The 25,002-nt window shown below is 44.0% G+C and carries 25 protein-coding genes, 2 tRNA genes and 2 pseudogenes; 20 read left to right on the forward strand and 9 right to left on the reverse strand.

Going from position 1 to position 25,002, the window contains the following annotated elements:
* Positions 1 to 238 precede the first annotated feature (238 nt).
* From NST47_RS15315 to NST47_RS15330, 4 genes are all read right to left on the reverse strand, one after another.
* Positions 239 to 538, reverse strand: a complete 300-nt coding sequence (locus NST47_RS15315; RefSeq protein WP_341155901.1) for a hypothetical protein — start codon at positions 536 to 538, stop codon at positions 239 to 241.
* A gap of 43 nt (positions 539 to 581) precedes the next feature.
* Positions 582 to 740, reverse strand: coding sequence for a hypothetical protein (locus tag NST47_RS15320; RefSeq protein ID WP_341155902.1), 159 nt, complete (start codon positions 738 to 740; stop codon positions 582 to 584).
* A gap of 124 nt (positions 741 to 864) precedes the next feature.
* Positions 865 to 1,092, reverse strand: a complete 228-nt coding sequence (locus NST47_RS15325; RefSeq protein ID WP_341155903.1) for a hypothetical protein — start codon at positions 1,090 to 1,092, stop codon at positions 865 to 867.
* Between the two features lie 46 nt (positions 1,093 to 1,138).
* Positions 1,139 to 1,699, reverse strand: a complete 561-nt coding sequence (locus tag NST47_RS15330) for a TetR/AcrR family transcriptional regulator (RefSeq protein WP_341155904.1) — start codon at positions 1,697 to 1,699, stop codon at positions 1,139 to 1,141.
* A 135-nt stretch (positions 1,700 to 1,834) separates the two neighbouring features.
* On the opposite strand from NST47_RS15330, the gene NST47_RS15335 reads away from it, so the two are divergent.
* The 3 genes and pseudogenes from NST47_RS15335 to NST47_RS15345 all read left to right on the forward strand — a co-directional run bounded on the left by NST47_RS15335 (position 1,835) and on the right by NST47_RS15345 (position 4,032).
* Complete coding sequence (locus tag NST47_RS15335; RefSeq protein ID WP_341155905.1) at positions 1,835 to 3,079, forward strand: acyl-CoA dehydrogenase family protein; 1,245 nt, start codon at positions 1,835 to 1,837, stop codon at positions 3,077 to 3,079.
* Positions 3,080 to 3,135: 56 nt separating this feature from the next.
* Positions 3,136 to 3,315 (forward strand): annotated as a pseudogene (locus NST47_RS15340) (NAD(P)H-dependent oxidoreductase); the annotation flags it as partial.
* A 42-nt stretch (positions 3,316 to 3,357) separates the two neighbouring features.
* A complete protein-coding gene (locus NST47_RS15345; protein WP_341155906.1) occupies positions 3,358 to 4,032 on the forward strand; it encodes a hypothetical protein in 675 nt (224 codons plus the stop codon).
* 320 nt (positions 4,033 to 4,352) lie between these two features.
* Here the strand turns inward: NST47_RS15345 and NST47_RS15350 are convergent, their stop codons facing one another.
* Entirely contained in the window at positions 4,353 to 4,484 is a 132-nt protein-coding gene (locus NST47_RS15350; RefSeq protein ID WP_341155907.1) for a hypothetical protein, read from the reverse strand.
* Positions 4,485 to 4,679: 195 nt separating this feature from the next.
* Here NST47_RS15350 and NST47_RS15355 point away from each other — a divergent pair, with 195 nt between their 5' ends.
* From NST47_RS15355 to NST47_RS15385, 7 genes are all read left to right on the forward strand, one after another.
* The gene (locus NST47_RS15355; protein ID WP_341155908.1) at positions 4,680 to 5,204 is read left to right on the forward strand and encodes a GbsR/MarR family transcriptional regulator; all 525 of its coding nucleotides are present in this window, start codon (positions 4,680 to 4,682) and stop codon (positions 5,202 to 5,204) included.
* 155 nt (positions 5,205 to 5,359) lie between these two features.
* Complete coding sequence (locus NST47_RS15360) at positions 5,360 to 8,476, forward strand: efflux RND transporter permease subunit (RefSeq protein ID WP_341155909.1); 3,117 nt, start codon at positions 5,360 to 5,362, stop codon at positions 8,474 to 8,476.
* Between the two features lie 33 nt (positions 8,477 to 8,509).
* On the forward strand, positions 8,510 to 9,763 hold the full coding sequence (locus tag NST47_RS15365) for an efflux RND transporter periplasmic adaptor subunit (RefSeq protein ID WP_341155910.1): 1,254 nt from the start codon (positions 8,510 to 8,512) through the stop codon (positions 9,761 to 9,763).
* Between the two features lie 30 nt (positions 9,764 to 9,793).
* Positions 9,794 to 11,758, forward strand: a complete 1,965-nt coding sequence (locus tag NST47_RS15370) for a hypothetical protein (protein ID WP_341159677.1) — start codon at positions 9,794 to 9,796, stop codon at positions 11,756 to 11,758.
* A gap of 191 nt (positions 11,759 to 11,949) precedes the next feature.
* Positions 11,950 to 12,114 carry a hypothetical protein gene (locus NST47_RS15375; RefSeq protein WP_177237841.1) on the forward strand — a complete coding sequence of 55 codons (165 nt, stop codon included), beginning with the start codon at positions 11,950 to 11,952 and terminating at the stop codon, positions 12,112 to 12,114.
* An 87-nt stretch (positions 12,115 to 12,201) separates the two neighbouring features.
* Positions 12,202 to 12,275, forward strand: a tRNA-Met gene (locus tag NST47_RS15380).
* A 14-nt stretch (positions 12,276 to 12,289) separates the two neighbouring features.
* A tRNA-Ile gene (locus tag NST47_RS15385) sits at positions 12,290 to 12,363 on the forward strand.
* A 133-nt stretch (positions 12,364 to 12,496) separates the two neighbouring features.
* Here the strand turns inward: NST47_RS15385 and NST47_RS15390 are convergent.
* The gene (locus NST47_RS15390; protein WP_341155911.1) at positions 12,497 to 12,997 is read right to left on the reverse strand and encodes a hypothetical protein; all 501 of its coding nucleotides are present in this window, start codon (positions 12,995 to 12,997) and stop codon (positions 12,497 to 12,499) included.
* Positions 12,998 to 13,286: 289 nt separating this feature from the next.
* Between NST47_RS15390 and NST47_RS15395 the strand changes: the two genes are divergently transcribed.
* From NST47_RS15395 to NST47_RS15420, 6 genes are all read left to right on the forward strand, one after another.
* Positions 13,287 to 14,975, forward strand: coding sequence for a plastocyanin/azurin family copper-binding protein (locus NST47_RS15395; RefSeq protein ID WP_341155912.1), 1,689 nt, complete (start codon positions 13,287 to 13,289; stop codon positions 14,973 to 14,975).
* Positions 14,976 to 15,164: 189 nt separating this feature from the next.
* Positions 15,165 to 15,743: an RNA polymerase sigma factor gene (locus tag NST47_RS15400; RefSeq protein WP_341155913.1), complete on the forward strand. Its 579-nt coding sequence runs from the start codon at positions 15,165 to 15,167 to the stop codon at positions 15,741 to 15,743.
* Between the two features lie 6 nt (positions 15,744 to 15,749).
* Positions 15,750 to 16,571 (forward strand): anti-sigma factor domain-containing protein, encoded by an 822-nt coding sequence (locus NST47_RS15405; RefSeq protein ID WP_341155914.1) that lies wholly within the window; start codon positions 15,750 to 15,752, stop codon positions 16,569 to 16,571.
* 27 nt (positions 16,572 to 16,598) lie between these two features.
* Entirely contained in the window at positions 16,599 to 16,991 is a 393-nt protein-coding gene (locus tag NST47_RS15410) for a VOC family protein (RefSeq protein ID WP_076227246.1), read from the forward strand.
* A 25-nt stretch (positions 16,992 to 17,016) separates the two neighbouring features.
* The gene (locus NST47_RS15415; protein ID WP_341155915.1) at positions 17,017 to 18,162 is read left to right on the forward strand and encodes an acyltransferase; all 1,146 of its coding nucleotides are present in this window, start codon (positions 17,017 to 17,019) and stop codon (positions 18,160 to 18,162) included.
* 136 nt (positions 18,163 to 18,298) lie between these two features.
* Entirely contained in the window at positions 18,299 to 18,580 is a 282-nt protein-coding gene (locus NST47_RS15420) for a hypothetical protein (protein WP_341155916.1), read from the forward strand.
* A gap of 82 nt (positions 18,581 to 18,662) precedes the next feature.
* Here the strand turns inward: NST47_RS15420 and NST47_RS15425 are convergent, their stop codons facing one another.
* Together NST47_RS15425 and NST47_RS15430 are read right to left on the reverse strand one after the other, a co-directional pair.
* A complete protein-coding gene (locus NST47_RS15425; protein ID WP_256711123.1) occupies positions 18,663 to 18,788 on the reverse strand; it encodes a hypothetical protein in 126 nt (41 codons plus the stop codon).
* Between the two features lie 58 nt (positions 18,789 to 18,846).
* Positions 18,847 to 19,008 (reverse strand): hypothetical protein, encoded by a 162-nt coding sequence (locus NST47_RS15430; protein WP_341155917.1) that lies wholly within the window; start codon positions 19,006 to 19,008, stop codon positions 18,847 to 18,849.
* 349 nt (positions 19,009 to 19,357) lie between these two features.
* On the opposite strand from NST47_RS15430, the gene NST47_RS15435 reads away from it, so the two are divergent.
* The 4 genes and pseudogenes from NST47_RS15435 to NST47_RS15450 all read left to right on the forward strand — a co-directional run bounded on the left by NST47_RS15435 (position 19,358) and on the right by NST47_RS15450 (position 22,001).
* A complete protein-coding gene (locus NST47_RS15435) occupies positions 19,358 to 19,513 on the forward strand; it encodes a hypothetical protein (protein ID WP_341155918.1) in 156 nt (51 codons plus the stop codon).
* Positions 19,510 to 19,974, forward strand: a pseudogene (locus NST47_RS15440) (Y-family DNA polymerase); the annotation flags it as partial. The gene NST47_RS15435 and the pseudogene NST47_RS15440, both read left to right, overlap by 4 nt.
* A 285-nt stretch (positions 19,975 to 20,259) precedes the next feature.
* Positions 20,260 to 21,519, forward strand: a complete 1,260-nt coding sequence (locus NST47_RS15445) for a DNA polymerase IV (RefSeq protein ID WP_341155919.1) — start codon at positions 20,260 to 20,262, stop codon at positions 21,517 to 21,519.
* Positions 21,516 to 22,001, forward strand: coding sequence for a hypothetical protein (locus tag NST47_RS15450; protein WP_341155920.1), 486 nt, complete (start codon positions 21,516 to 21,518; stop codon positions 21,999 to 22,001). Before NST47_RS15445 ends, NST47_RS15450 begins: the two co-directional genes overlap by 4 nt.
* Before the next feature lie 785 nt (positions 22,002 to 22,786).
* Here NST47_RS15450 and NST47_RS15455 read toward each other — a convergent pair.
* Entirely contained in the window at positions 22,787 to 24,859 is a 2,073-nt protein-coding gene (locus NST47_RS15455; protein WP_341155921.1) for a hypothetical protein, read from the reverse strand.
* Between the last annotated feature and the right edge of the window lie 143 nt (positions 24,860 to 25,002).

Below are 25,002 nucleotides of genomic sequence, written 5' to 3' on the forward strand. Positions count from 1 at the left end.
AAGCTGGCCAAAGACTGCATTTTCCGTTATTCCGAACGGCATTGGGCGGTGCCCAACTGACAAGTCAGCAGGGCGAAAGCCAAAGCTGTAGTAGAAGAAGTCTTAGTCAAAGAATGGCTCTATGATTTGGCGTACCGCTTGTTGGCATACGCGATCTCGGATGGTCGGAATGCCTAACGGTCTTAGCTTTCCATTTTCCTTCTCGATGAAGTGTCGCCTGACAGGATCAGGTTTGTACCTATCTTGTTGCAGTAACCTTTGAAATTCTTTCAGGTTTATGCTCACGTTCTTCTCGAACATGGCGATGCTCACCCCATCGACTCCGCCGCTTCCTTGCTTGTTCCGTTCTGTTATAGAAGCGTCTTGGGCTTTCGCCAATCGTTTCAACCTTGCAGAACGTACTCAGGTCGCCAGCAGTGAAATCATCAATACCATCTGGCAAACGGACATTCAGCTTCTTGCCCACAATGGTTTGCTCAGCCAAACTGCCATATGGTGCTGCAGGCAGCGCAAAGTAAACGAGAGTCCCATCTTCCAAAGTTCCAACTCCGTCAATACCAGCTACAATTGGAAAGTTATCATCAGATGAGTAGTGCATACTCACGGAACAGCAACTTGCTAACCCGACTCAAGGCTGTTGCCGAAACGTTAATTAGAACTTCTCCAAATGTCGCAATGGGGGAATCAAAATGACCTATTACGGGAATGGATTCCTTCTCCTTCACAATTGCTGCCTTCATTGTTATTACACCCTTCCTCCATTCCAGATTACGTGCATTTTGTACATTTTATTTCAAGTTATTTCCGAACCTCCGAGCGTCCGACCGGGTCTGCCGGATGTGGAGTCGATGGTCGGACTCTTCATCAACACGGTGCCGGTTGTATGCCTTCGATTGCGGAGACGAGGAAGGAAGTAGAAGCAGCCTGAGAGAAAGCGCTGCAGTAGGAGATCGAAATGGCGCTGAATGCCGCAGCTGCGCCGTGAGGCGGGGGAGTGCCTGCCGCCGGTATCTGCACACGGTGATGAACTGCCGCACGCTCTCTCGCAGATATATCTGTTGGAAGCGGGGCGTCGGAGGATTTCGCGTCCAAGTCAAGCCGCGGCACTTCCATTTACTAGATGACTCGATTATTTAGGTTATTTTACGAATTTTCCTTCCGAAAAGATATTCATTTTTGTATTTATTTCTTCGAGATCAATAGGTATTTTGCTCTCAATCCACCAATTTAGCACACCAAGCACGGCACCTATGTGGGCCTCTATTTTAATTTGCACATCGATGGGAATCTCTTCAATCAAATTATGCTCAATCAAGTATTTCTTCATGCCCCTGCTCATCTCTCTTCGCAACAGATTTCTCAAGGAATCCCTCTCTTCGGCCGCTAAAAGATGGGAAAACAGTCTCTTATGTTTCATTGCAAAAGAAAATAATTCTCTAAAATTATCGGACGGAGAAAAGGATGCATCGACAATGTCTTTAAATTCTTCATCAGCAACTTGCCGCAAAGCACGTGAAAGTAAATCGAATTTATCCTGAAAATGTGTGTAGAACGTAGTTCGATGTACCATCGCCAGATCACAGATCTGCTTCACCGTTATACTATCAAACGGGTGGTTTTCCATTAAATCCAACAGAGCATTGTATAAAAGCTTATGGGTTCTTTTGACTCGAAGGTCTTCGGTTGTTTTTTTGTTCATGACAGATTCCTTTCTCTGTATCGTTTTTCGACAGATTTGCGATTTTATCGGTTGATGAAACTAATTATACATTATATCATTTACCCTACAAATACATTTTAAATATACACATGTAGAATTAAGGAGTGAGTGTTAATGACCAACTTAAGTACAGAATGTCAACTTACTGCTCTTGAACAGCAATTGCTAAACCATGCTGCCCAGTTAGTTCCCTATCTGCAGAAGTTCGGTACTCGTATTGATGAAGAACGACATATTCCCGATGAAGTGATTCAAAAAATTTCGGATGCGGGGTTGTTTAAGCTTGGCACACCGAAAGAGTACGGGGGTCATGATGTGAGTATCCGTGCCATGGTCGAGATTATTTCCGAGGTGGCCAAGGGGAATGGCTCTGTTGGCTGGGTCGTTCAAATCATCAACGGAAATAACTATAATGCTGCACTATCATTACCTTCCGACGTATTAGATTCGATCTATAACCAGGCAGAGGAGATACGTTTTTGTTCTGTATTGCTGGCAAGTAAAGCGGTCGTTGAGAAAGTGGACGGAGGGTATTTGATAGAGGAAGGCTTTTGGGGGTTCGGATCAGGTTCAAAACATGCAACCCATGCTTTGTTAAACTTGAAGGACAGAAAATCCATGCAGGAAGATAAGGCTATGGGGATGATGCTGGCCGTCATTCCGATGAGTGAAGTCACGATTGTGGACGATTGGTATACGATGAGTTTAAGGGGATCCGCAAGTAATAGTCTGGAAATCAAAAATATGTTTGTACCAGACAAGTATGTCATCACCCAAGAAATGCATCAGGGATGTGCGCTGCCTGCCCAGTTGAAGGGAGGTGACAGATACAGACCTTACGCACAGCTTATTATCATCATCACAACGGGTATAAGCGCGATTCTCGGACTCGCTAGAGGGGCTGTCGAGTATTTTGTTGAGAAAGCACCTCACAAGGGAATTTCAATGACGGTCCATACTTCTCAAGCGGCCGTGGGTCATATTCAGTATAAAGTAGGACTTGCGGCTATGAAGGTTGAATCCGCACATCTTCATATCAGTCGAACCATTGATAATCTGGAGCGTCACGTGCAAAACACAGAACAATTTAGTTTAAAGGAAATGGCACAGCTGCAGACAGATATGACCTATGCAGCCATGTTGTGCTGGGAAGCCGTAGATATGCTAATGGCGGAGAGCGGAGGGAGTGTCATTGCCGATTCCAATCGCTTGTCTCAAATATTCCGGGACATTAGAGGCGGATCCCATCATGCATTGACTACCGCATCGACTGGACTAGAGCTTTATGGAAGAGTACTGATGGGTTTGCCTCCACAGCATCTCATGACATTAGGTGCCGCATCTTTATTAAAAAGCTAACTAACGGAAACGATCAAACAATGTGGAAATAGATGTTATATCCAATAGACCCAAAAATTATTGCAAGTCCAGTTTATAAAACAACCTATACTGGCGTTCTCAAAGCATATATTGATCTTTTACCGCAAAAAGGATTTAAAGATAAAACGTTAAGCTACCCTTCGTATACAAGGATGATGAGGTCGTCGATATTTATCCCGCGATTCCCCGGTTCATCGTCTGTTCAGCATGGCTAGACTTGTCCCAATAATGTTTATGAAAATCAGGAGGATATTGTAGTGGAAAAAAATATTGCAACAAAACTAAGTACTGTATATGGAACAAAGGGGGAGGGACACATGACTCTTTCACCCTCTCACCGTAAGCTGGTACTCACTATACACGTGATTACTACGATGGGATGGCTCGGCTCCGCAGCCGCTTATATACCCATAGGCGCCTATGTCCTAAACAATCAAGATGCCGATATGATACGATCCGCTATCCAAATCATGTCCTTGGTTGCTAATTTTATTGTTCTCCCCGTGGCTTTTGCATCCCTGCTCACCGGAGTTGCGCTATCACTTGGCACTAGGTGGGGGTTGTTCCGTCATTATTGGATCTTTTTTAAGCTTTTGTTTACCGTTTTAGCCTTATTTATGCTGGTCGCATACTTACAAGAACTGAGCCATGCGGCATCCATAGCATCAAAAAGTACATTGTCGAGCACCGACATAAGTATTTTGAAGGATTCGATTCACATCGTACACCCAAGTGGAGGATTGTTGATCGTGCTTGTGGCAACAGTCTTGTCGGTGTACAAACCAAAAGGTATGACAAGGTATGGATGGCGTAAGCAGTTGGAAATCAAAAGCAGCACCGAGCCTTATACAACACCGCCCTGGATAAAAATGGTTGGATCCGCAGTCATCGTTTTGCTCCTGCTAATCGTTGCTTTAATCATATTCAATTAGGGATTTAATTAGATAAGCGCTCCGAACGGTATTGAGGGGCTTCGAGCTTGCCATGATAAGGGTCCAGGGTAAACGGCTTTACCTACAGTCAACGTGGTGGAGTCGATGAGCAGCAGTTCCTTTGTGAAAGCCAGTTTCCGCCGGGCTTCCCGGTTGCACTTGCGGGTAAGTAAATGAAGAAGTTCCTTGAATACGGCAAACGGTACTTCGGCCGCTTTACTTGAAAACCGGGAATAATGAACTTTCGCTAAGCCACTGGGGGAAGCCCAGTCGGCACCGGTGTGATAACTTGGCCATTCTTCGTAAGCGGCTGTACACCATTACTGTAATAACTGGAGAACCGTAAATTTACGGGCTTTATCTTCGTATCCCACCTCTTTGACGACAGATTCGACCTCTTCTTGGGTCAAAACAGATTGAAGAAGAGACAGGATCGTGGTAGACTTTTTCATGGAGTCGCCACCTTTCGGAAGTTTGTAGGGGTACAAACATTTTACCGATTTGGCGTCTCTTTTTCTACGATTTAGTGGTTATTCAACAGGTGTGAATTTTTTCTCAAAACTATTGACAGTTTTTTCAAAATAACTTAATGTTAGTATCGTTAACAACATTGTTAATGATATCAACGATGATTTGAGGAGATTGCTATGAAATCGCCACAACTGTCCTTTGAAGACTTGAAAACAAACATAGGCAATCATATGTCGCTATCCTTTGAGTCAGAAGGGTTTAGTCCTTTGGTTGGCAAGATTTTTGCCCAATTACTGTTTGCCTCAAGCCCCATGAGTCTTCAGGAGATAGCGGAGAATCTGGGTGTTACCAAAGCCGCAATCAGTGTACAGGCGCGGACTCTGGAAAAGCATATGATGTGCCACAAGCTGCCGACCAGCAGCAATCGTAAGGATTATTACTACATAAGCGATGACTTCAGCATGACTACCGTACAAATGATGATTATGAAGATAGGCGATATTCAGAAGATGATTGATTCCACCCTGGATGCATTTTCAAATTTGTCTGAATTGGAGGAGTCGGATAAACCTTCACACTATGCCTCCAAACGCCGTTTTTTGGAAATGCAAGCCCTTCATGAAATCCTATTGGCACGGTTGGATGGCTTGGAGGAGGAATGGAAAGTTCGGCGTGAGCAGCTTTTTTTGAATCTTGACTAGGCGGGGGATAGGGGTAAAGTGCTGATTTCATGACATTTGTCACCTTACATAATCAGGCCTCGAAGCTATACTAAGAAAATGTGGGCTTACAATGAAGGGGTAACTGGAAGCATGACGTCTAAGAAGTCAGCCAATGTATATGGAGGAGTAGAGAGATGAATAAGTTGACCGAATTTTCAATGAAAAATATTACGGCTGTCATTATTATTACGCTGCTGCTGTTAGGAGGAGGTATTTACACTGCAACAACCTTGAAGGTAGAGAGCTTTCCGGATATTTCGTTTCCGGTTGTATTGATCAACACCCAATATACGGCTCCCCCCATGGATGTTCTCGATGACATTACCAAGCCTTTGGAAAAAGCGATTTCCAGTCTGGATGGAATCAAGAATTTGACTTCGACCTCAAGCGATAACTTTTCATCGATTGTTATTGAGCTGGAGCAGGATAAAAAGCCTGACGATGTTAAAAAAGATGTGGAAAGCTTAATCTCCAATGTTATTCTTCCTCAATCTTCGGAAAAACCCAAAGTGCAGACCCTCGGTTTTGCCTCTGAGCCGGTATACTACATATCCGTTTACGGAACGAATGGAATGAGTCAGCAGGATCTTGATAAGGTGTACAAAGATGTTATTTTACCGGGTTATGAATCCATTAAAGGGATCGACCATGTAGATTCCATCGGTAACCAGGAAGCTGTACTGACGATGAAAATGGATGCCAATGCGATCAGTAACTATGGATTATCGCCTGATCAGGTATCCGGCAGCATTAAGGCGGCTTTGCAAACGAGTCCTGCGGGCTCTGTAGACTTTAACGGAAATACACAAATGGTTCGTGTAAAAACGGACTTGAACAGTGTTTATAATCTGGAGAATATGAAGATCACGACACCCTCCGGTACCACACTGCTGCTTAAAGAGCTTGCCAAGATTGAAGCTATTAATGAAGCGACCTTTTTATCCCGTCTGAATGGCCAGCCTGCCATTGGCGTCAATTTATTCAAAACCAAAAACGCCAATGCGGTTGAATTTGGTGCTGCTGCCGACAAATTGATGGATGTCTGGAAAACACAATATCCGAACATCGTTTTTCATACGATTTATAACAGTGCCGTAGATATCAAGCATTCGATCAATGGTATGGTGCAGGAAGGCGCATTGGGTGCTGTTTTGGCCTCTCTGATGATTTTGCTTTTCTTAAGAAACGTACGTATGACACTGATTGTACTTGTATCGATCCCGTTATCTATCATAGTCACTCTCCTGTTCATGGGACCACTCGGCATTTCCCTCAATATCATGACGCTTGGAGGCATGGCGATAGCCATCGGCCGGGTCGTTGACGATAGTATCGTGGTTATCGAGAATATATACAGTGAACTGGAGAAGGCGCAGCAGCGCAATGAATCGGTTATCAAGATCGCTACTGCGCAGGTTGCCTCGGCAATTACTTCATCTACGATCACTACAGTTGGTGTTTTTGGTCCTATTGCTTTTGTAAGCGGGGTGTTAGGTGAAGTATTCCGACCGTTTGCCATTACACTGGCTGTAGCTCTTATGTCCTCCTTGATTGTCGCTTTGACGATCATCCCGATGCTAGCCAAGCTGCTGGTTATGAATAGTAAAATCAAGACCCACGATGAAGCTGACTCTCTGGGTGCATTTTCCAGATTGTACAAAAAAACTTTGATCTGGTCGTTAGGTAATAGTTGGAAAACATTGCTTCTAGCCTTTATTTTATTTATTGTAACGATTGTTTCCACAGTACCTTATCTATCGACATCGTTCATGCCGGAAAGTGAATCGGATAAGCTGATGCAGTTCACGATAAAAATGCCGCGCGAAACGACGATTGAAACGATGGATGCCAAGGTTAAGGAAATCGAGACGATGGTACGCGAATCCAAGGATGCCAAGGGTGAACCGACCTTTGAATATTTTGAATCCTTGATTGGCTACAACAATGGAACAGACCGGATTGCTTATCGTTCATCGTTTTTTGCATCTGCTTCAGCGGCGTCCAACGCTAAAGACGTGGTGAAGGAATTTAAGGAAAAAATCTTATATTCGTTGCCTAAAGGCTCGGAAGTGGAAGGTTCCGTTCTGTCCGCAGGTGGACCTCCAGGCTCCGACACCGATTTCTCCTATGCGCTTAAAGGAGATGATCTGAACAGCCTGAAGGCAGCAGCAGAAATCGTGAAAACCAAAATGAGAGAGTTCCCGGAGCTCATAGAAATTAAAGATACGCTCAGCGAATCTAAAACAGAGGTTGAGATCAACGTCGATCAAAACAAAGCCCGTCTGTATGGCTTATCCTCGGCACAAATTACGAATACAGTACGAGGCTGGCTGATTGAAGAGAAAATCGGGGATTTGAAATTCGACAATACGACCTTTAAAACCAAAATTATGCTGGATAAATCATTCAAAAATTCCATCGAAAAAATAGGGAGCTTCCCAATCAAGACGGCAACAGGCGTTACGGTTAATCTCAATGAGATTGCCAAGATTCGACAAATCGATGCTCCAGTCGCCATTACCCGCGAGAAGGAAGAGCAAATTGTGAAGGTTAATGCCAAAATCGATAGTCCTGACAAGGGCGGTATTAGTGCCAAAATTAGTGAAGCACTCAAGACTGTTGAACTGCCAAGCGACGTTAGAACCGAAGTTAAGGGCGTAACTGACGATATTGAAACCAGCTTCCAGCAAATGTTCGTCGCCATGGGAGCATCCATCTTTATCGTATACCTGGTCATGGTGCTGGCATTTGGTAATGCGAGTGCACCACTAGCGATTCTGGTTTCGTTGCCGCTTGCGGCGATCGGAGGACTGCTCGGACTGTTTGTTACCCATGAATCGGTTAATATTACTTCCTTGATCGGCTTCCTGATGCTCATCGGTGTCGTCGTTACGAATGCGATCGTGCTTGTGGATCGAGTGCAGCAGCTGAGGGAGAGTGGTCATTCGGTTCGCGATTCGCTGGTTGAAGCGGGTACGACACGTCTGAGACCGATCATCATGACAGCTGGTGCGACGATTCTGGCCTTGATGCCTCTCGGAGTGGGACTTTCCAAAGGAACGATTATTTCCAAGGGTCTCGCAGTTGTAGTTATCGGAGGCTTAACGACTTCGACGCTGCTTACCTTGCTGATTGTCCCGATTGTATACGCCATGCTCGCTCGCTTTAATGACAGAATAGCTCGTTGGTTCAAGAAGAAAGATCATGATGCCAACGATACGCAGGTTACAACAGCTTCGATAACACATTAACCATACAGAGATATTGAAAGGGAGAATCGGCCAATGAACTTTACAATGATCAATACCGTCAAAAAAAGTACAAAAGTAGTAGGAGTCGTTATCTTGAGCACGGCGATCATGGCGGGTTGCACGAAGCCAGCAGCGCCTCCACAGCAGCCAGCAGCCGCTGAATCCGTTATCAAAACCGTCAAGGTAGCCAAGGTAGAGAAGAAATCGATTGGTGCCCCGCTGGAGCAGGTAGCAGACGTTGTTTCCTCGATACAAATGGATATCGTCACAAAAGTAGGCGGTGACGTCCAGGAAATTTATAAAAAACGCGGCGATATGGTCCAAAAGGGCGAGCTTCTCGTAAAGCTTGATCCTACCGATGTTGAACTGCAAAAGCAAAAGGGCGTGCTGGGCGTGAAAAGCGCGGGTCAGCAGCTGACAAAAGCCAAGGAAGATCTGGTTAATTCGAAGGTCGATTTGCAAAATGCAGTTACAAAAACCGAGCAAGCTGTCAAGGATGCAGAGAAAAATTTCAGTAAGGCCCGCAATGACTATGATCTGGGTCTACTCACAAAATTTCAGTTAGATCAAACAGAGACGCAATTAAATAACCTGAAGCTGGATTTGGAAAGTGCGAAGAACAAGCTGAACACTATCGAAACAACGAACTCCTTATCCCAGCTCGAAACCCAGGTAGAATCGTCTAATCTGAGCATTCGTGAAGCAGATCGCACGCTGAACAATCTGGAGCTGAAAGCACCAGTGAGCGGTGTGCTTACCGAACTGCCGGTAGAAGTGGGGATGAGCTTGACTGCCGGCTTTAAAGCTGCTCAGGTACAGCAGCTCGATCCGATCAAGATCAAAGCTGAATTAACGGAGGCTTCTGCGCAGCTGGTTCGCGGCAAGACAGAGTTGACCTTCTATGTGCCAGGCACCACTGAAAAGCTGAAGGGCAAGGTCAGCTACTTAGCCGATGTAATGAGCTCACAGTCCAAATCGTATCCATTAGAACTTGAAATCGCGAATGCCGATACCAAGCTTAAGCCAGGGAACAAGGTGCAGATCCTTCTGACTGAAGAGAAGGACGAAATCGTTATTACGGTTCCAACGTTAAGTGTGGTTCGCGAAGGCGGAGATACTTCCGTATTTATACTTGTTGGAGATGTTGCCGAGAAACGTAAAGTACAGCTGGGGCGTCTGAACGAGACGGTTCAGGAAGTCATTTCAGGTATTAAAGAAGGCGAGCAATTGATCGTTTCCGGTCAGAACCAACTGAAGGACAAAGAAAAAGTACAACTAGCGAAATAATCTGGCTAACTGGAGGAAATAAAAGTGAAAATGAATTGGAAAAAAACAGCGGTATCCGTCCTTATTACATCATCTCTTATGACATCAAGCTACTCGGCAATGGCCGCTGAATTGGCAGGAACGCAGTCAGGAACACCTGCTGCAGTTACCTATCAGCTGACGAACAGCTTAAGCGTTGATATCAAAACCGTTCTGAACGAGCGTGTGGACGGCGGAACCCGTGTGGGTGTAGTCGTACGCATGAAAAATACCGGAGCCGCCATTGCGCGTGTTCCGGAGTATGAGCTTCGTGTGAAAACAATCGAAGGCATTGAATATATACTGCAATCAAGTGCCTCCAATCCACGTTCCATTCAACCTAAGGCAACGACGGAATTAAGCTATTTGGCTGTAATTGATCGTACCGATACGGTTACACTGTCAGAAGCGAATTGGACAGATGTCGACTACTACGTCTATCCCAAAACCGAAACGCGAATTCTTGCCATTCCTATCAGCGGCCAATCCTGGAAAGGCAGCGATATGAAAATTACGGACCCGGCGTCAGTGAAGAAGTGGGGCGAGAAGTTCAAAATTCCTTCTTTGACTTCACCACTGGAGTACACACCTGTAAGTATCGACAAAGAAGTAACAGATAAAGGCACGATTCAAGTGCTGCAGCTGCTTGTGACCAACCCGACAGATCAGCGCGAGACCCTTCCTGAATTCATTATCGATGGCAAGACGTCGTCCAAAGTGTTTGAGGGGCAAAAGGTTGTTGAAGACGCGGCTGTACCTACAACGGCTGTTACTGGCCAACAGGTACCTGTTACAGTGAATGCTGGTACCTCAGCATCCAGTAACGGAACTGCAGATGCTGCAGCATCTGAGGATACAACCAATACCAGCGGTGCTGAAGGGACAGGGGCGTCCACGGATAACCCAACTTCTACTACATCGGTTTTAGGTAATGCTGCATCGGACAGCTCTCAAGCGCAATCGTACTATGGGAAAAAGGTTGAGCAAGAGGAGGTTATTCTGGAAGCGAGAGAGCAAAAGTATATCCACTTTGCTATCTCTACAAATAATGATACCGTCCTTTCCAGTATCAATGTACTGACTCCGGAAAAATTCTCACAGGCTAGTGTAACCGGGGTTCCAACCGTTGTTACCTATAATGTGGGCCGACTTAATATTTTACTGCCCAGCACGACTGCAAGAGTTGCTTATCCTGCCTACAAATTGGGCAATCCGATGACTTTCGATGCTTTGAGTGAGCTGATTCATCCGAATCTTGAGGTGTCGGTTGTTGAGTTTCACATTGATGACAACACGGATGAAGGCTCCAAGAATGTCACATCGAAGTTCAGGATTTTAAACAAAAGCGATATTCCAATGGCAGTTCCGGTATTCCAAACCGAGCTTCTCAGCACGGATGGTTATACTTACAGCGGCAATCGTCAAACGTTATCCACGCAAAGAATTTTACCTAACTCGGGATTGGTTGTTAGCTATTCATACACACTGCCCCAGTCCGAGAGCGGTAAGGATCTGGTGTTGAAAATCAACGACATGGTGAAAGCAGCTCCATATAAAACGAACATCGCTGCTTATAGCATGGAGATTCAGCCGGCAGAAACGGAAGAGAAATTCAGTGTGTATCCTTTCGATGCCAATGTCACCTACTGGACGATTACACCGATGTATAATCGTACAGGCAATAACAGCTATTCCTACAAAACCCGCTTTAATCTTGATTTGACGAGACAGGAACAAATTCAGATCGATGCCAGCTTCTCCAAGCTGCAATTTGAGCTTTATGATTCGGTAGATCGTTTGATCGGTACGGCATCAGGTAGCTTTATAGGACCTAATCGTCTGGTTAGTGGAGAAAACAACCTTATCTTTGATGCAACAACGGAGCAATTGGATCGCCCGTTAACGATCCGTCTCTATGAAGCATTCACTACACCTGCAGGGGTTTCGAAGCGTCTGTTGGGTGTTTACAAGCAATAGTTACTGGACTCATTGGGTTACTCCCATCTTTTAAAACAAACTAAAAGCCTTGATAACCACTTATTTGAAGTGGGAATCAGGGCTTTTTACTGCAGTCTGAACAATAATACCGTATTTTTGAGATAAGGATGGCTTATTTGGGTTATGCTACAGGCTAGTAGGCCATTTTATTACAGGTAGGGTGATCAATAGTGAACTGGGTATATTGGGTCAAGCTGTATGAGAGTAAATTTCAGGCTGGCTGCTTAGCCAAACGAATGGAAGAGGACTGGTGGATCTATGGTTACGAATGTCCGCAGGAGGTGGAAGTGTTCCGATCACAAAAGGGTCGCTTCGGTGTACGCTATCTCTTGTAAGCAATTTTCAAATAGTTCTTGACTTTTCTTTTGGAATTATTGTAGAATAGAAAACGTCGCTAAGAGAGCGAGATCATCATTAACTATCGCGGGGTGGAGCAGCCCGGTAGCTCGTCGGGCTCATAACCCGAAGGCCGCAGGTTCAAATCCTGCCCCCGCAACTTAATTTTATTGTGGGCCTTTAGCTCAGTTGGTTAGAGCGGTCGGCTCATAACCGATTGGTCGGGGGTTCGAGTCCCTCAAGGCCCATATCGAAAATCCCTTAATACATAAGGCTTTTCAAAATAACGACATCAGACAAGCCCGGCATTCTCTCCTGAAATATGGAGCGGATTGCCGGGCTTGCTAACATTTTGGCTGTTATGAGTGCTTGCACCCACAGCTATTCCAAATAAGATCGATAAACCTCATGAGTCGGCAGCAAAGGTTCGGGAGATCCGCTGAACCAGGCCCACTCGCCAACACGAGGAACACCACCGTAATAACGTCTGGACTCATCCGGATCGGACAGCAGGCGGCAGCCATACAGGAACGCGATAAAATGACCTCTATTTAATTTGTTGACATCCAGGTCCTGCACAAAGGTACGTGGTTCTGAATCATGCTCGAGAATAGCTCCCAGCTCGATTTCACCAACCTTGATGATTCTGTCGCTAAACAGCTCGTTATGACGAATCACCCCTCCAGGCAGATGCCAGCCCTTCCCAAAGATTTCATCATCTCTCCATGTAAATAAAATTTCTTTGGCCTCATTTTGAATAAGCAGATCAACACAAACAAGCGGAGTTACACGGCTGACAAATAAAAATAATTCCAAGGGGAGTCCATCCGCTGTTTCATCAATACTATTTTCCAAATACTCGATAGCATCATCGCTATTCATCATTCCACACCTCCGTATAATAGGCAAGATTCAGCTCGTACTTCAGTCTGCAGTACAATCAGCATTTTACTCTATCTAGAAGTTTAATTCATCGTTCTCTTTTTATCAACGAATGTGCTTTCAAGGCTCTGCAAATAAGCTAATAAGCTGGGATCCGGCTGCTGTGAAAAATTATTGTGTATTTTATAAAATTATTCAAAAAATCGTAAAACCTATGTCGAATCCACTGCGTTATCTTCATTAGGTGTAGGGTACATCTAAATTATCTTTGATGGAGGTTGGGATGGGTATGATGAAACGCAGTAAAGCAGCAGCGTGGCTGTTAGCAGGAGCTTGTATGCTGGGCAGCGCATTTCCGGCGTGGGCAGCAGAGGCTCCGGTATCAAGCAATGTGAAAACGGATGCACAAATTGTAGAGGCCCTCGGTGTACTGCAGGGGGATGGAAGTGGTGTCAGCGCTGGTTATTTGGCCAAGACCACGACAAGATTACAGTCTGCTATTTTATTTTTGCGATTAAAAGGTCTTGAAGCTACTGCTGTGGCGTATAAAGGGGCGGACAACTTCTCGGATGCGGCCCTTGTCAATGACAGTAATAAAGCGATTCTGGGCTACCTGAAAGCGAATCCTCAGCTGGGTTGGACGGGTACGGGTAATGGCAAGTTTGAGCCTAATGCACAAATTACTGCACAGCAATATTACAAGGTGCTCGTAGAATCGCTTGGGTACAAGCAGGATACGGATTTTAAATATGATGGAGTCATCGCTTATGCAGGCACATTGGGCTTGTCCCAAGTCGCTAAAGCCGGATCTTTACGCAACCTACATATCGCTACAGCAACCGTCGAGGCTCTAAAGAGCAAAGTAAAGGGAGGCAGCAAAACGCTGCTGGACACATTGGTCGAACAAAAGGTAGTGGATGCTGCGAAAGCAGCGGGTGCACAATACGCTTCCATTAAAATAGCGGCTAATGCCGAGGTTGGTTCTTATTTGACTGATGAGGCTGGCAAAACGCTCTATATGTTCATGAAGGACACACCGAACGTGAGCGCTTGCAAGGATCAATGCGTTACGAACTGGCCGCTTTATGCTGCAGATTCTATTCAAATCCCGAGTGATCTGAATGCTGCCGATTTTAAAACGATTGTTCGTGAGGACGGGAACAAACAAACGACTTATCAAGGCTGGCCGCTCTATTATTACGTCAAGGACGAAAAGGCCGGAGATGCCAAAGGACAAGGCGTAGGCGGCTCCTGGATGGTTATGAACTATTCGGGTGTGAAGACGGCGAAGAACGATACGTTGGGCACATTCCTGACGGATTCCAAAGGAATGGCTCTCTACCTGTACACCAAGGATACAGCGAGCTTAAGCGTATGCAAAGGAAACTGTGAAGTGAACTGGCCGATTTTTTATACAGAGCATGTTCCCAACATGGGCGATTTGAAAGCAGCTGATTTCGGAACGATTACCCGCGAAGATGGGACGAAGCAAACGACCTACCAAGGCTGGCCTTTATACTACTATATTAAAGATATGAAAGCCGGTGATGTGACAGGTCAGGATGTGGGCAAGGTATGGTACGTTCTTGATCCAGCGGCTACGCCCAAGGTTCCTGTATCGGGAGCGCCAGCACCGACATCGGTTCCTGCACAGCCAACTCCAGCGCCCGTACAACCAGCGACGACTCCGGCTTCTCAAGCAGCGGCTAAAACTTACTCCGTAGAAATCGCCAAGTTTGCTTTCTCCGAAAAAGTGTTAACTGTCGAAGCGGGCTCTACGATTACTTTTATCAATAATGATCCGTTCGAGCATAATGCAGTTTCCGATAAGCTGAAAGCAGACGGTTCTCCAGTATTTGAAACCAAGCTGCTGACTCAAGGTCAATCCGAATCTATTACACTGACTGAACCGGGTGAGTACACGTACTATTGCGCTCCACATAAGGATTTTATGAAAGCAACGATCATCGTTAAATAAGTCAAAAGCTATGAAGTCCGCAGTCGGGAGGAAGCTCTCAGGCACTGCGGGCTTTTTTTGTCGTAGGTAGAGAGGCATAGCTATTGCAAAATATTTCTTATTATAAGAAGATAGGGATAAACCTTTTTCGTTATTTATTCGTTTCTTATAATAAGAGGGTCACAAGCTGACCCGAGGAGCGCAGATTACGTGCAGCCATATCCGGATGAGCAATTAATGCAGCTAATACAAGAGAAACAAAGCTTCGCACTGCGTATTTTGTATGATCGCTATGTGCGGCTCGTTTATTCATATGCCGTAAAATCAGGGGCGGGCAATGACGCCTCTTTTGCTCAGGATATCGTTCAATTGGTATTTACACGAATTTGGACCTCCAATAAAGGTTATGATCCCGCCAAAGGGCAGTTCGTGAACTGGCTCATTACAGTTACGAGAAACATTACGATAGATCAGCTGAGAAAGCAGCGAAAGCAGGAGGTTCTCGTGTCTTTTGATTATGAGATCCCCGAGACCGAGCATACAGCCCTGTCGGGCAGGGATGAGCTTCAGGAAACGGTTGCCAGACGATTGTTAAAGCAGCAGATTGAGGCTGCCTATCCGCATTTATCAGATAATCAGGTTCAATTAATACGGCATTTCTATTGGGAAGGCTATACATTAAGTGAAATAGCGGCCCGAAATGGGGAACCGATAGGAACCGTAAAGAGTAGATTGCATCAAGCGCTAAAAACGCTGCGAAAGCATTTGTCGCCGGAAGGAGAGGGGTAAGCTACCATGAGCGAGAAAATAAATGACTGCGATCTAGTATTTCCCTTCTTTTTAAAGGAGCTGTCTCCGGAAGCGGCACATGCTTTTGCCGAGCATCTGGCGGCATGCCCACATTGCGCAGAAGAGCTGAAGAACCTTCAGCAGGTATGGCAAACGTTACCTTACGAGATGGAAGAGATCGATATACCCGATTCGGCAAAAGGACACATGTTCGATAACATTATGCAAAATGTCCTTGAACACGAGCGACAAATAGGGATAGGGATGGATCAGCCTGATGAACACTTAGTCTTGGTATCCCCTGCTCCACAAAAGGCTGCAGAGGAGCCGCCACAGCTCACCCAGACAGGCAAAAAGGCCGGAAGGTGGTCCTATGTGGCTGCGGCTGTCTTATTTATTGCCATAGGCGCATCGATAGGCTGGGGATTGAAGGATTACGGGGATAACAGGCTTGCTGGTTCGCCCAACACCACATTGCCGGAGGTTCAGCCTGCTCAAGTCGTCAAGCAGTATACACTCAAAGCCTTTGATCCGAGTATGCCGGAGGCTGCAGGTAAGTGCTTCATCAAGCAGCAGGGCGATGCCAAGCAATTGGTGCTGCAGGTTAACGGCTTGAATACAAACACTGGAGATTGGGCGTATCAGTTGTGGTTTGTTAAAGAAGGTGTACGCTACAATGGAGGCACCTTCCGTGTTAATGAGAAGGGGGACGGCGTATTGACCTATGATCTGACGCCTGCGGAAAGTACCTTTGAGACATTAGGCATTACACTGGAGCCTGATGCACAGGGAACAAAACCAAGAGGTAAAAAAGTACTGGGTACTTAAAAAATAGTAAAGGGGCAAGAAACGCTAATGGCAACAAAAAAGATCGAACATGTGGGTATTATGGTAGCTGATCTGGAACGCTCCATAGCCTTTTATGAAAATATTGTCGGGCTCGTCCTAAAGGGGACCTTGACGCACACCAATGGTGTTATCCGACTGGCATTTATGGGCTTCGGACAATCAGCTGAAACCGAGCTGGAGCTGATCTCCGGCTATAATGATAAGCTGCCGCAAGAAGGTAAGGTTCATCATATTGCATTCACAGTGGACCATATCGAAGAAGAATTTACGCGCATCCGTACCAATCCTGATTTGAAGATGATTGATTCCGAGATCACAACGCTGCCGAATGGTTCACGCTATTTCTTTTTTTATGGTCCTGACGGGGAATGGATCGAATTTTTCGAGTCAACCCGCTAAGCTTCCATAAGAAAAGGAGAGAGCTATGAAAGCCAAACAGCCGAGAATTGCAGAAATACAGGTTTTGCGCGGCTTTGCCTTTTTGGCGGTCGTGCTTCAGCATGCTATTGGTCACTATGCTTATGTGCCGGAGGCTGGCATTGCGGACGGCGCTATGCTGGCCATCGTGTTAATTGCGGCGAAGTTTGCCGTTCCTATGTTTATTTTTATAACCGGTCTTGTCTTGTTTTATAATTATCAGGAGCGTATTCACGCCAGCAGCTTTATCCGCAAACGCTGCAAGGATATTGTACTGCCTTACCTGATCTGGTCAGCGATATATGAGATCGCTTTTCGTGAAGATGGAATTCCGCTCGGACAGGAGTTCCAACGAATTTATGAATATGTGCTAACCGGTACAGCGTCGTATCATCTGTGGTATGTCATTATGGTTATTCAGCTGTATTTGCTATTTCCGCTGATTCAACAAGGGGTTTTACGAATTTGGGCAGCTTGCAGTGCGAGGCAGCTCACAGCAGGACTTATTGTGCTCACGATCGGATACATATGGCTTACTGCGCTGCAGGGTACGATTAGTAATGCTGTAATAGCATGGAATCTTCCTGTACTGACGCCGCTGTTCTCTGAGTATACTGACCGTAACGCGTTGTACTTTTACATTTATTTTGTTATGGGCGTTGTCGCCGGGTTGAATATGAACCGCTGGAAGCAGCTGTTACTGCAATGGAAAACACTTGGAATCAGCCTCTATGTGCTGGTTGCCTGTATATTATTTTATACAATTGTTAGTCACTTTCAAGTTAACGGGAAGATCGTTATTCAATATAACGACACTTTGCTGGTGCAGCCTTTTATGGCTGTGTTTCTGATGATTTCCGTGGTGGCGATGTATATTGCGGCGTTGGCTTTTCAGGAACGGGCGAGTGAACGCTTCAAGCGGATGTTCAACTTTCTGGGTCACTATTCATACGGTGCCTATTTGGCCCATGCCTTGATGTTAACCGCGGCTACATTTGTAACTGACCGCTACCTGCCAGGCTGGAATGTGTCGCTGCGGACCCTGGTTGCGTTTATTGTATGTACGCTGCTGTCGGTCTTCGCTGCCCAACTACTAAGTCGGTTTCCGCTGGGCCGCCTTATGACAGGAACCCCGGTCATGAAAAAGGTTTAATTCTATCATCTCAAGGAATCCGTATTCCTTGCTCATGTTTCGAAATTGCACTTCATTATTAAGATTGCTTTACCGATATAGTTCTTAAGTCCCTGAAGCTAACAGACTTAAGAATTATGATTAAGGAAGTGGTCTGATGAAGATTACCTTTGCCACCATGAGTGAGGAAGAATTGCTGAAAGAATTCCTTCTCCTATCCGAGGTTACAGAAAGCCTTGAGCATCTAAAGACCTATAATCCAGCTTTCCAATCGGCGATTGATCAGGTGAACGCAGACATGCAGCAAATCAAAGGGCAGCTTTTTTTCCGATATCAGGATCATCATCGAATTGATCTCAATCATGTTATTGTCAGTAATTTCGAGCTGCAATCCAGAATGAGAAAATATATGACCGCAGTGAGCTACGTTGTTCATTGATTATCAAATTTAGCATACCCCAATAACGAGAAAATGCCCCTTTCTGATGGATAAAATCAGATGGGGCATTTTTGTTGCCTTTTTACGATTTGGCTTTAGTTTTTACGGCAAAAGACTTAAGCTGGTTCATCAAATTTTGACGGGTTTGTTTGTTTCTTAGCAAATATGCAGCTCCGAGTCCAATGACAGCCAGTGTTTTTTTATTCATCACTCATTCCTCCTTGGATAATTATGACGTTGACTTTACTTACCCTTTCCTCGTTAAATCAAACCTGACTTTTTAAATCTTCGATTTTTTCGTAAGCAATCAGCGTGATTTCGTTACCGACCAATTGTGCGATAGACGATTCGGCGTCTTCGATGATTTGTACCGCGCGGTCATACTCGCGAAGCGATGCAACCTTGAAGCTATCTGTATGAATGTTCATATGGATCAATCCTTTAATTCAGAGTAGCTATAGCTTACCCGAACGATGAAAGGGACATTCATAGCTTGAGGGGAGAAGCGGAAATATCAGAATAACAGTACGAACACCAACGATCGTGATCCTGCTGATGGATCAAGCTCACGGTTGTATCGTATGACGTGATCAGTCCCAAATAACGAACATCCCAAAAAATACCTGTTGAAATACGAATATTTGTTCGGTATATTGAATACAATAAAGGGAACAAATGTTCTGTATTTTGCAGCCGCCACAACTTTACAAATCGTTCGGTGAGGTGATAACTATGGAGATGCAGCGTTATATAGGTCAGAGGGTGGAGATCATGTATATGAATAAGCAGAGTACGATTACACAGCGGTTTATTGAGGTGCGTTCGATCAAAAATAACTATGTCTGTGCCTACTGCTTCACTCAGAAAGGACTTCGGGTGTTCAAGCAGGACAATATTTTGGCAATTGCTCCAGCGAAGAAGTGGTCCGTATGAAAGAGCGCATTATCTTATTGGTCGACTGCCAGAGCTTCTATGCAAGCATCGAGAAGGCTGCCCATCCGGAATACAGGGATAAGCCGCTTGTAGTTGCGGGTGACCCAGCCCTTCGGTCTGGCATAATTTTGGCGGCCTGTCCCATTGCCAAGCAGTATGGTGTGACTACAGCGGAGCGCTTGGGTGAGTCTTTAAGCAAATGTCCTGAGCTGATTATTGTGAAGCCCCGGATGCAGATGTATATTGATGTATCTTTGCGAATCACAGAGATATTCGAATCGTTTACGAATCTTGTCGAGCCTTTTAGCATAGATGAACAGTTTCTCGACGTCACCAACTCGGTTGGGATGTTCGGTTCGCCAACGGAAATCGCCAAGCAAATCCAGACGGCGATTATGCTGGCTACTGGCGTATGCTCCAGAGTGGGGATATCGTCAACCAAAATGCTGGCCAAGATGGCCTGAAGACTACTAAACAATTATGCACATAATTCAATTTTCCACACAAAGCCTTATTTTAATTGATTTTATTGTTAGATTGTAGATGTACATAATTACTAGTGCATCTACTTTTTATAATATTAATTTAACAAAACTTAGAAAGCACACATAAATGGCATAATTGTTCCAAAAAGAAACCATTCTTTTAAAATTCTTCAGTGAGGTGATGGGAATGGTCAGTCAGTGTGCAGAGATCATGTACATAGATAAACGAAGTAGTTCGGCGTCAGAGAAAAAGTGGTCTGTATGAAAGATCGCATCATATTTTTAGCGGATTGCCAGAGCTTTTATGCAAGTGTAGAGAAAGCAGCTCACCCTGAGTACAAGGATAAGCCACTTGTAGTCGCTGGTGATCCCGCTAGACGCTCTGGAATTATATTGGCGGCTTGTCCTATTGCAAAGGGCTATGGTGTGACTACCGCGGAGCGGCTTGGGGAATCACTTTCCAAGTGTCCCGAGCTGATCATCGTCAAGCCCAGAATGCAAATGTACATCGACGTATCGCTTAGGATCACTGAAATATATGAGTCCTTCACGGATTTGGTTGAACCCTTCAGCATAGACGAACAGTTTTTGGACGTAACAAACTCTGTAGGGATGTTTGGTTCTCCTACTGAAATGGCCGAACAGATCCAAACTCAAATCAAGCTCGCTACAGGTGTGTTTTCCCGAGTTGGAATTTCATCAACAAAGATGCTCGCAAAAATGGCCTGTGACAATTTTGCAAAAAAGAACGTAGATGGCATTTATACTATGCCCAAAGCAACTATATCAGAAGACCTTTGGCAACTGCCGATTGAAAAAATGTTCGGGGTAGGTAGCCGGATGAAAAAGCACTTCTTCCGGCTCGGTATACACAGCATCGGGGACCTGGCCCAAATACCTTTACCGAAGCTCAGAAGCTTGTTGAAGACAAGATTCGGAAAGAATGCTGATATACATGCAGACCTGCTTTGGCAAACGGCAAATGGCCTTGATGATAGCCTCGTAACGCCGAGCACGCATCGTGTGGCACCCAAATCTGTAGGCCACATGATGACTCTGCCGCGAGATTATGTTACAGAGGAAGAGATCGATACGATATTGCTTGAGTTAACTGAGGAAATATGCAGGGATGCACGGCGTAAACGATATATGGGTTCAACCGTGACGGTAGGGTGTATGTGTAGCCCTTTCGATGCCCCCACGGGATTCTCCAGGCAAATGACGATGCCTGATCCTACTAACAACACGGATACAGTATATAAAGCAGCGCGTACTTTATTCTATCGTTTCTGGGATGGTATGCCAGTTCGAAGGGCGGGAGTGTCTATAAGCGGTCTCGTTAAGGATGAAGAGTACCAACTAACCATGTTTGATAATCAAGAGAGACAGAGAGCATTAGAGAAGGCGACTGACTTCATCAAGGACCGCTTCGGTAGTGCAGCAATTGTCAGGGCTTCGTCTGCTGGGAAAGCAGGGCAGGCACAGCACCGATCTCTCAAGATAGGAGGGCACTATAAATGAGCAAAAAGCTCGAAGGCAACGGACGTTGGGAATCGTCAAGAATGATGCTACCGCAACATAAGGAAGCTTTGATAAACCGACAAAACCCAGATTTAGAATCAAAACCAGTGCAAAAACCAACTGCTGAAGAACATGAAATGATACTAAATTCAATCCTTCTACCGATGATGCTAACAATGGTGGAACGGAATGGGAAAGAATTCGAAGTATCAACGAACATGCTGAAAAGATATTATGTAGCAGCTACCCAAATTCTCATGCAAAGGATTCATTCGGAAATGGTTAAGAATAAAAATGAGTTGAGGGCAAGAAAAATAAAGGTATTTGAAGACATACGTCCAGATGATGACTTACACTATAAATATCTGTGCCGCGGATACGAGTATCCTTTTGCGATCATGAGAGATGTGGTGAAATCGAGAATCAGCATCAAGATGGGGGAGTTCGTGAAGGCTTTACTTAACGATATGAGGAGTTGTTAAATGAAAATAAAGTGTTAGACTAACCGAGGGGCTCTATGGCACCATAGTTCATCGACCTTCCTCTCCCAGCCATAGTAGCAGTATGGACAGATTCTAACCATTTTCATCATCTGTGGTGCTGCGCTGGTTTTGCGCTGCATGCTTGGCTAACGGGTAACGATAGTTTAATATAAAGGGTTCCGCATATTATATATGACTTAATATGCGGAACCCTTCAGTATGACTGAAATTTATAAATTTAGGTCTTGATAAACTAAGAAAATAAAGTACTAGACTCCAATTTACATCAGCCATCAAAAAATTGACTACAAGTTTCAATTAAAGCGATTGCTTCGAATTCGCATCGCGTGCCTTTCGTGACAGCTTTTAAAGCTTCAATCAGCGCCAAAACGCAAAGTGGTTGTGGATCGACATTATTTTAGTTTGACAACGATCTTGCAAGATCAGCATGAATATTAATTAAATCAGACATTTTTTCTCATCCTTCTCTTGATAGGTAATTTGATACAGCAAGAAAAAAATGATATAATTCTTACGGCCCTGTTTGTTCCGTTACTGGTCAAGCCAACGTACATTGAGTTACCCCCATCATGGGCAGTTGGGTATCTATTATGACGGAGGTGTTGCCTATGGTATCAGATATTGGAACTATAGTTTGTTTTGTTGCACTTTGTGGAATTAAACTTCTACCAATCCTTGGCCAGTTATGCGGAGCTCGAGTTAGACACTAAAACAATAACTGTTTACATAATGGAACCTAAAACCATATACCAAAAAGCCCTATCTCAATTGCGATTTGCTCCAAACATATGCTCCATGGCATCCTCAGGCAAAATCCCGCGTTTTATCATCTCGCTAATATCTTCCCGATCGAATTTTAGCATCTCAGCAGCTGGTACCGTGTGGTGATTATATTTCAACTTATGATTTTGGAGGTCAAGTTGATTCCAACTAAGGTTGGTTCTATTAGCCAAAATCCGAATTTGCGGAGAATCAGTCATCACATTCATAAATTTATTAAAGGTAATCTCTCCCTCATAATTTTCTTCACTCCCTTGGACTGTATATGGTCCAACAATCATGGAAGGAGCATCCCTTTTAATAAATCTAGAGAATGTTGAATTATCTATAACATAACAACCTTGTGTGGACACGTTTTCACCCATCATTGCTGTAGTCAGAATCAAACGAACTACCGTTCTTGGTTTCCAATCGTTCTTTAATCCCAGTTTTTCCGAAATGAGGTTAAGATTTTCCATATAGAAATCAGCAATCCTATTTAGTTGCTCTGTAGCACTTCTGTCGTTAGTAGCTCTTGGGAAAATCTCTTCGTCAGGACCTTTAATCTTGAGCATAAGCTCATATATTTGACGTACGTTATTGGGTTGACCAAAAGCTTTGCACTCTACAAAGAACAATACATCGTCCAGAACAAAAAATACATCACATTCATAAATTTCTTTTCCAACAGTTGTTTTAATTTGATTACAGGATATGTTAGCGTTCCTCAATTTTTCAAGAGTTTCACGTTCAAGACCTGTACCTTTTAATGCAATATCTGAGGTATTGCTTGCCATATTAGAGATCGTTGACATTGCTGGATCAATCATTAAAGCTAGTGATGGAATCACGATTAACAAATCACCTGAAGGAATAAACGGACGATCCAGTAAATCCTTGGATTTCCTATTAAATGTTAAGTTTTCGATGATAATAGAGGCACTATTAACCGAAATACCGCAGTCCGTAAATAAAGCTATCCACTCATCCTTATGTTTGACAGAACACCAAGACTTGAGTAGTAAAGGATTTACTCTGCATTGTTCCATACGCTTAGCAATGACTGCATCCATCTCTCTATATATGACCGAATATGCACGGAGCCACTCTCTAATTTCCACATTTTTAAGTTTCATTTTTAGATCTTTTGCTGAGAGAAATTCCCCCAAACTAATTCCATAAAAAGCTTCTGCCTCACTAATAAAACCGTCTGGTGCCAATTGAGAATTATTCGATTCTATCTTTGATTCTAGAATACTCTTGTCACTATTCTTAAAATCAAGTGACCATTTTCTTCTTTGACTCTGGAACCGCGCAGAGGAAAGAGCGAGCACTTTATTCGCTTCTTCGTCATTTAGCTTAATTTCGATTGTATCTTCGATCGCATTAATATCTAGCCCCATCATACTCCATTTCTCTTCTAGATTGGATATAATATCATATTTATCTATTAAACTAGCATGCTCTCGAAGTACTTTGATTTGTTCATAATTTACAGTAGTATTTAAATCTATTTTAGAACCTTCCCGAAAAAAATATTTCAACAGAGTGCCGGCATTTTCTGCAATTGAATCCATAATTCTATGGAGTTGAGTAATATCCTTATTTGCTGGTAATATCTTCTGTTTGGGCACATCAATTAAAGATACTACAAAAGGATATGTTTCCTTTATTTTTTGTAAATTCAATCCATTTAAATACGCAAGTATTGATCCCAAGAAAATTTCGAGAACAATTAAATATCCAATCAGTTGTCTCTTTATTGGAACGTCATCAACACCCTGTGCCGCACGAAGTAATGTTAGATCATTAAATAAAATATTTATAATACTACATTCCCGTTTCCAGTTTTCAATTTGAGCAACATTGCCATAATGATTTTCAATAAGATCAATATATACTTGATCATTCTTTATCTTTTCTTCCTCCCTAAATTCCTGTATGCCTATGCCTGCCAACTTTAGCAGTCTTATGGTCTCATCTACCTCGTGGTTCTGTATGTACTGTGAAACAAATGCGTTAAAATGTGTATTGTTTTTTTTAAGTGACTCAATTCTATGAAAATCGACAAGATACAAATTAATTCCTCCTTATTTAAGTATATATACCTATATTACAGTATATTTTTTACAAAAGTAAAATACAACTGGAAATGCTGCGGTCGGTGTGGCGGGTATAATGTTGATCTGCAGTTGAGTAACCGTGGAGGTCCAATGACTAG

This window comes from Paenibacillus sp. FSL H8-0034, assembly GCF_038000305.1.
Classification (GTDB): domain Bacteria; phylum Bacillota; class Bacilli; order Paenibacillales; family NBRC-103111; genus Paenibacillus_S.

Coding starts and splice junctions, on each gene's coding strand:
- NST47_RS15415 (WP_341155915.1), top strand. CDS start 17,017: ATGAAAGCCAAACAGCCGAGAATTGCAGAAATACAGGTTTTGCGCGGC.
- NST47_RS15335 (WP_341155905.1), top strand. CDS start 1,835: ATGACCAACTTAAGTACAGAATGTCAACTTACTGCTCTTGAACAGCAA.
- NST47_RS15320 (WP_341155902.1), bottom strand. CDS start 740: ATGAAGGCAGCAATTGTGAAGGAGAAGGAATCCATTCCCGTAATAGGT.
- NST47_RS15390 (WP_341155911.1), bottom strand. CDS start 12,997: ATGAATAGCGATGATGCTATCGAGTATTTGGAAAATAGTATTGATGAA.
- NST47_RS15410 (WP_076227246.1), top strand. CDS start 16,599: ATGGCAACAAAAAAGATCGAACATGTGGGTATTATGGTAGCTGATCTG.
- NST47_RS15430 (WP_341155917.1), bottom strand. CDS start 19,008: ATGAACATTCATACAGATAGCTTCAAGGTTGCATCGCTTCGCGAGTAT.
- NST47_RS15395 (WP_341155912.1), top strand. CDS start 13,287: ATGATGAAACGCAGTAAAGCAGCAGCGTGGCTGTTAGCAGGAGCTTGT.
- NST47_RS15350 (WP_341155907.1), bottom strand. CDS start 4,484: ATGAAAAAGTCTACCACGATCCTGTCTCTTCTTCAATCTGTTTTGACC.
- NST47_RS15420 (WP_341155916.1), top strand. CDS start 18,299: ATGAAGATTACCTTTGCCACCATGAGTGAGGAAGAATTGCTGAAAGAA.
- NST47_RS15445 (WP_341155919.1), top strand. CDS start 20,260: ATGAAAGATCGCATCATATTTTTAGCGGATTGCCAGAGCTTTTATGCA.
- NST47_RS15365 (WP_341155910.1), top strand. CDS start 8,510: ATGAACTTTACAATGATCAATACCGTCAAAAAAAGTACAAAAGTAGTA.
- NST47_RS15330 (WP_341155904.1), bottom strand. CDS start 1,699: ATGAACAAAAAAACAACCGAAGACCTTCGAGTCAAAAGAACCCATAAG.
- NST47_RS15360 (WP_341155909.1), top strand. CDS start 5,360: ATGAATAAGTTGACCGAATTTTCAATGAAAAATATTACGGCTGTCATT.
- NST47_RS15450 (WP_341155920.1), top strand. CDS start 21,516: ATGAGCAAAAAGCTCGAAGGCAACGGACGTTGGGAATCGTCAAGAATG.
- NST47_RS15435 (WP_341155918.1), top strand. CDS start 19,358: ATGAATAAGCAGAGTACGATTACACAGCGGTTTATTGAGGTGCGTTCG.
- NST47_RS15355 (WP_341155908.1), top strand. CDS start 4,680: ATGAAATCGCCACAACTGTCCTTTGAAGACTTGAAAACAAACATAGGC.
- NST47_RS15405 (WP_341155914.1), top strand. CDS start 15,750: ATGAGCGAGAAAATAAATGACTGCGATCTAGTATTTCCCTTCTTTTTA.
- NST47_RS15425 (WP_256711123.1), bottom strand. CDS start 18,788: ATGAATAAAAAAACACTGGCTGTCATTGGACTCGGAGCTGCATATTTG.
- NST47_RS15370 (WP_341159677.1), top strand. CDS start 9,794: ATGAATTGGAAAAAAACAGCGGTATCCGTCCTTATTACATCATCTCTT.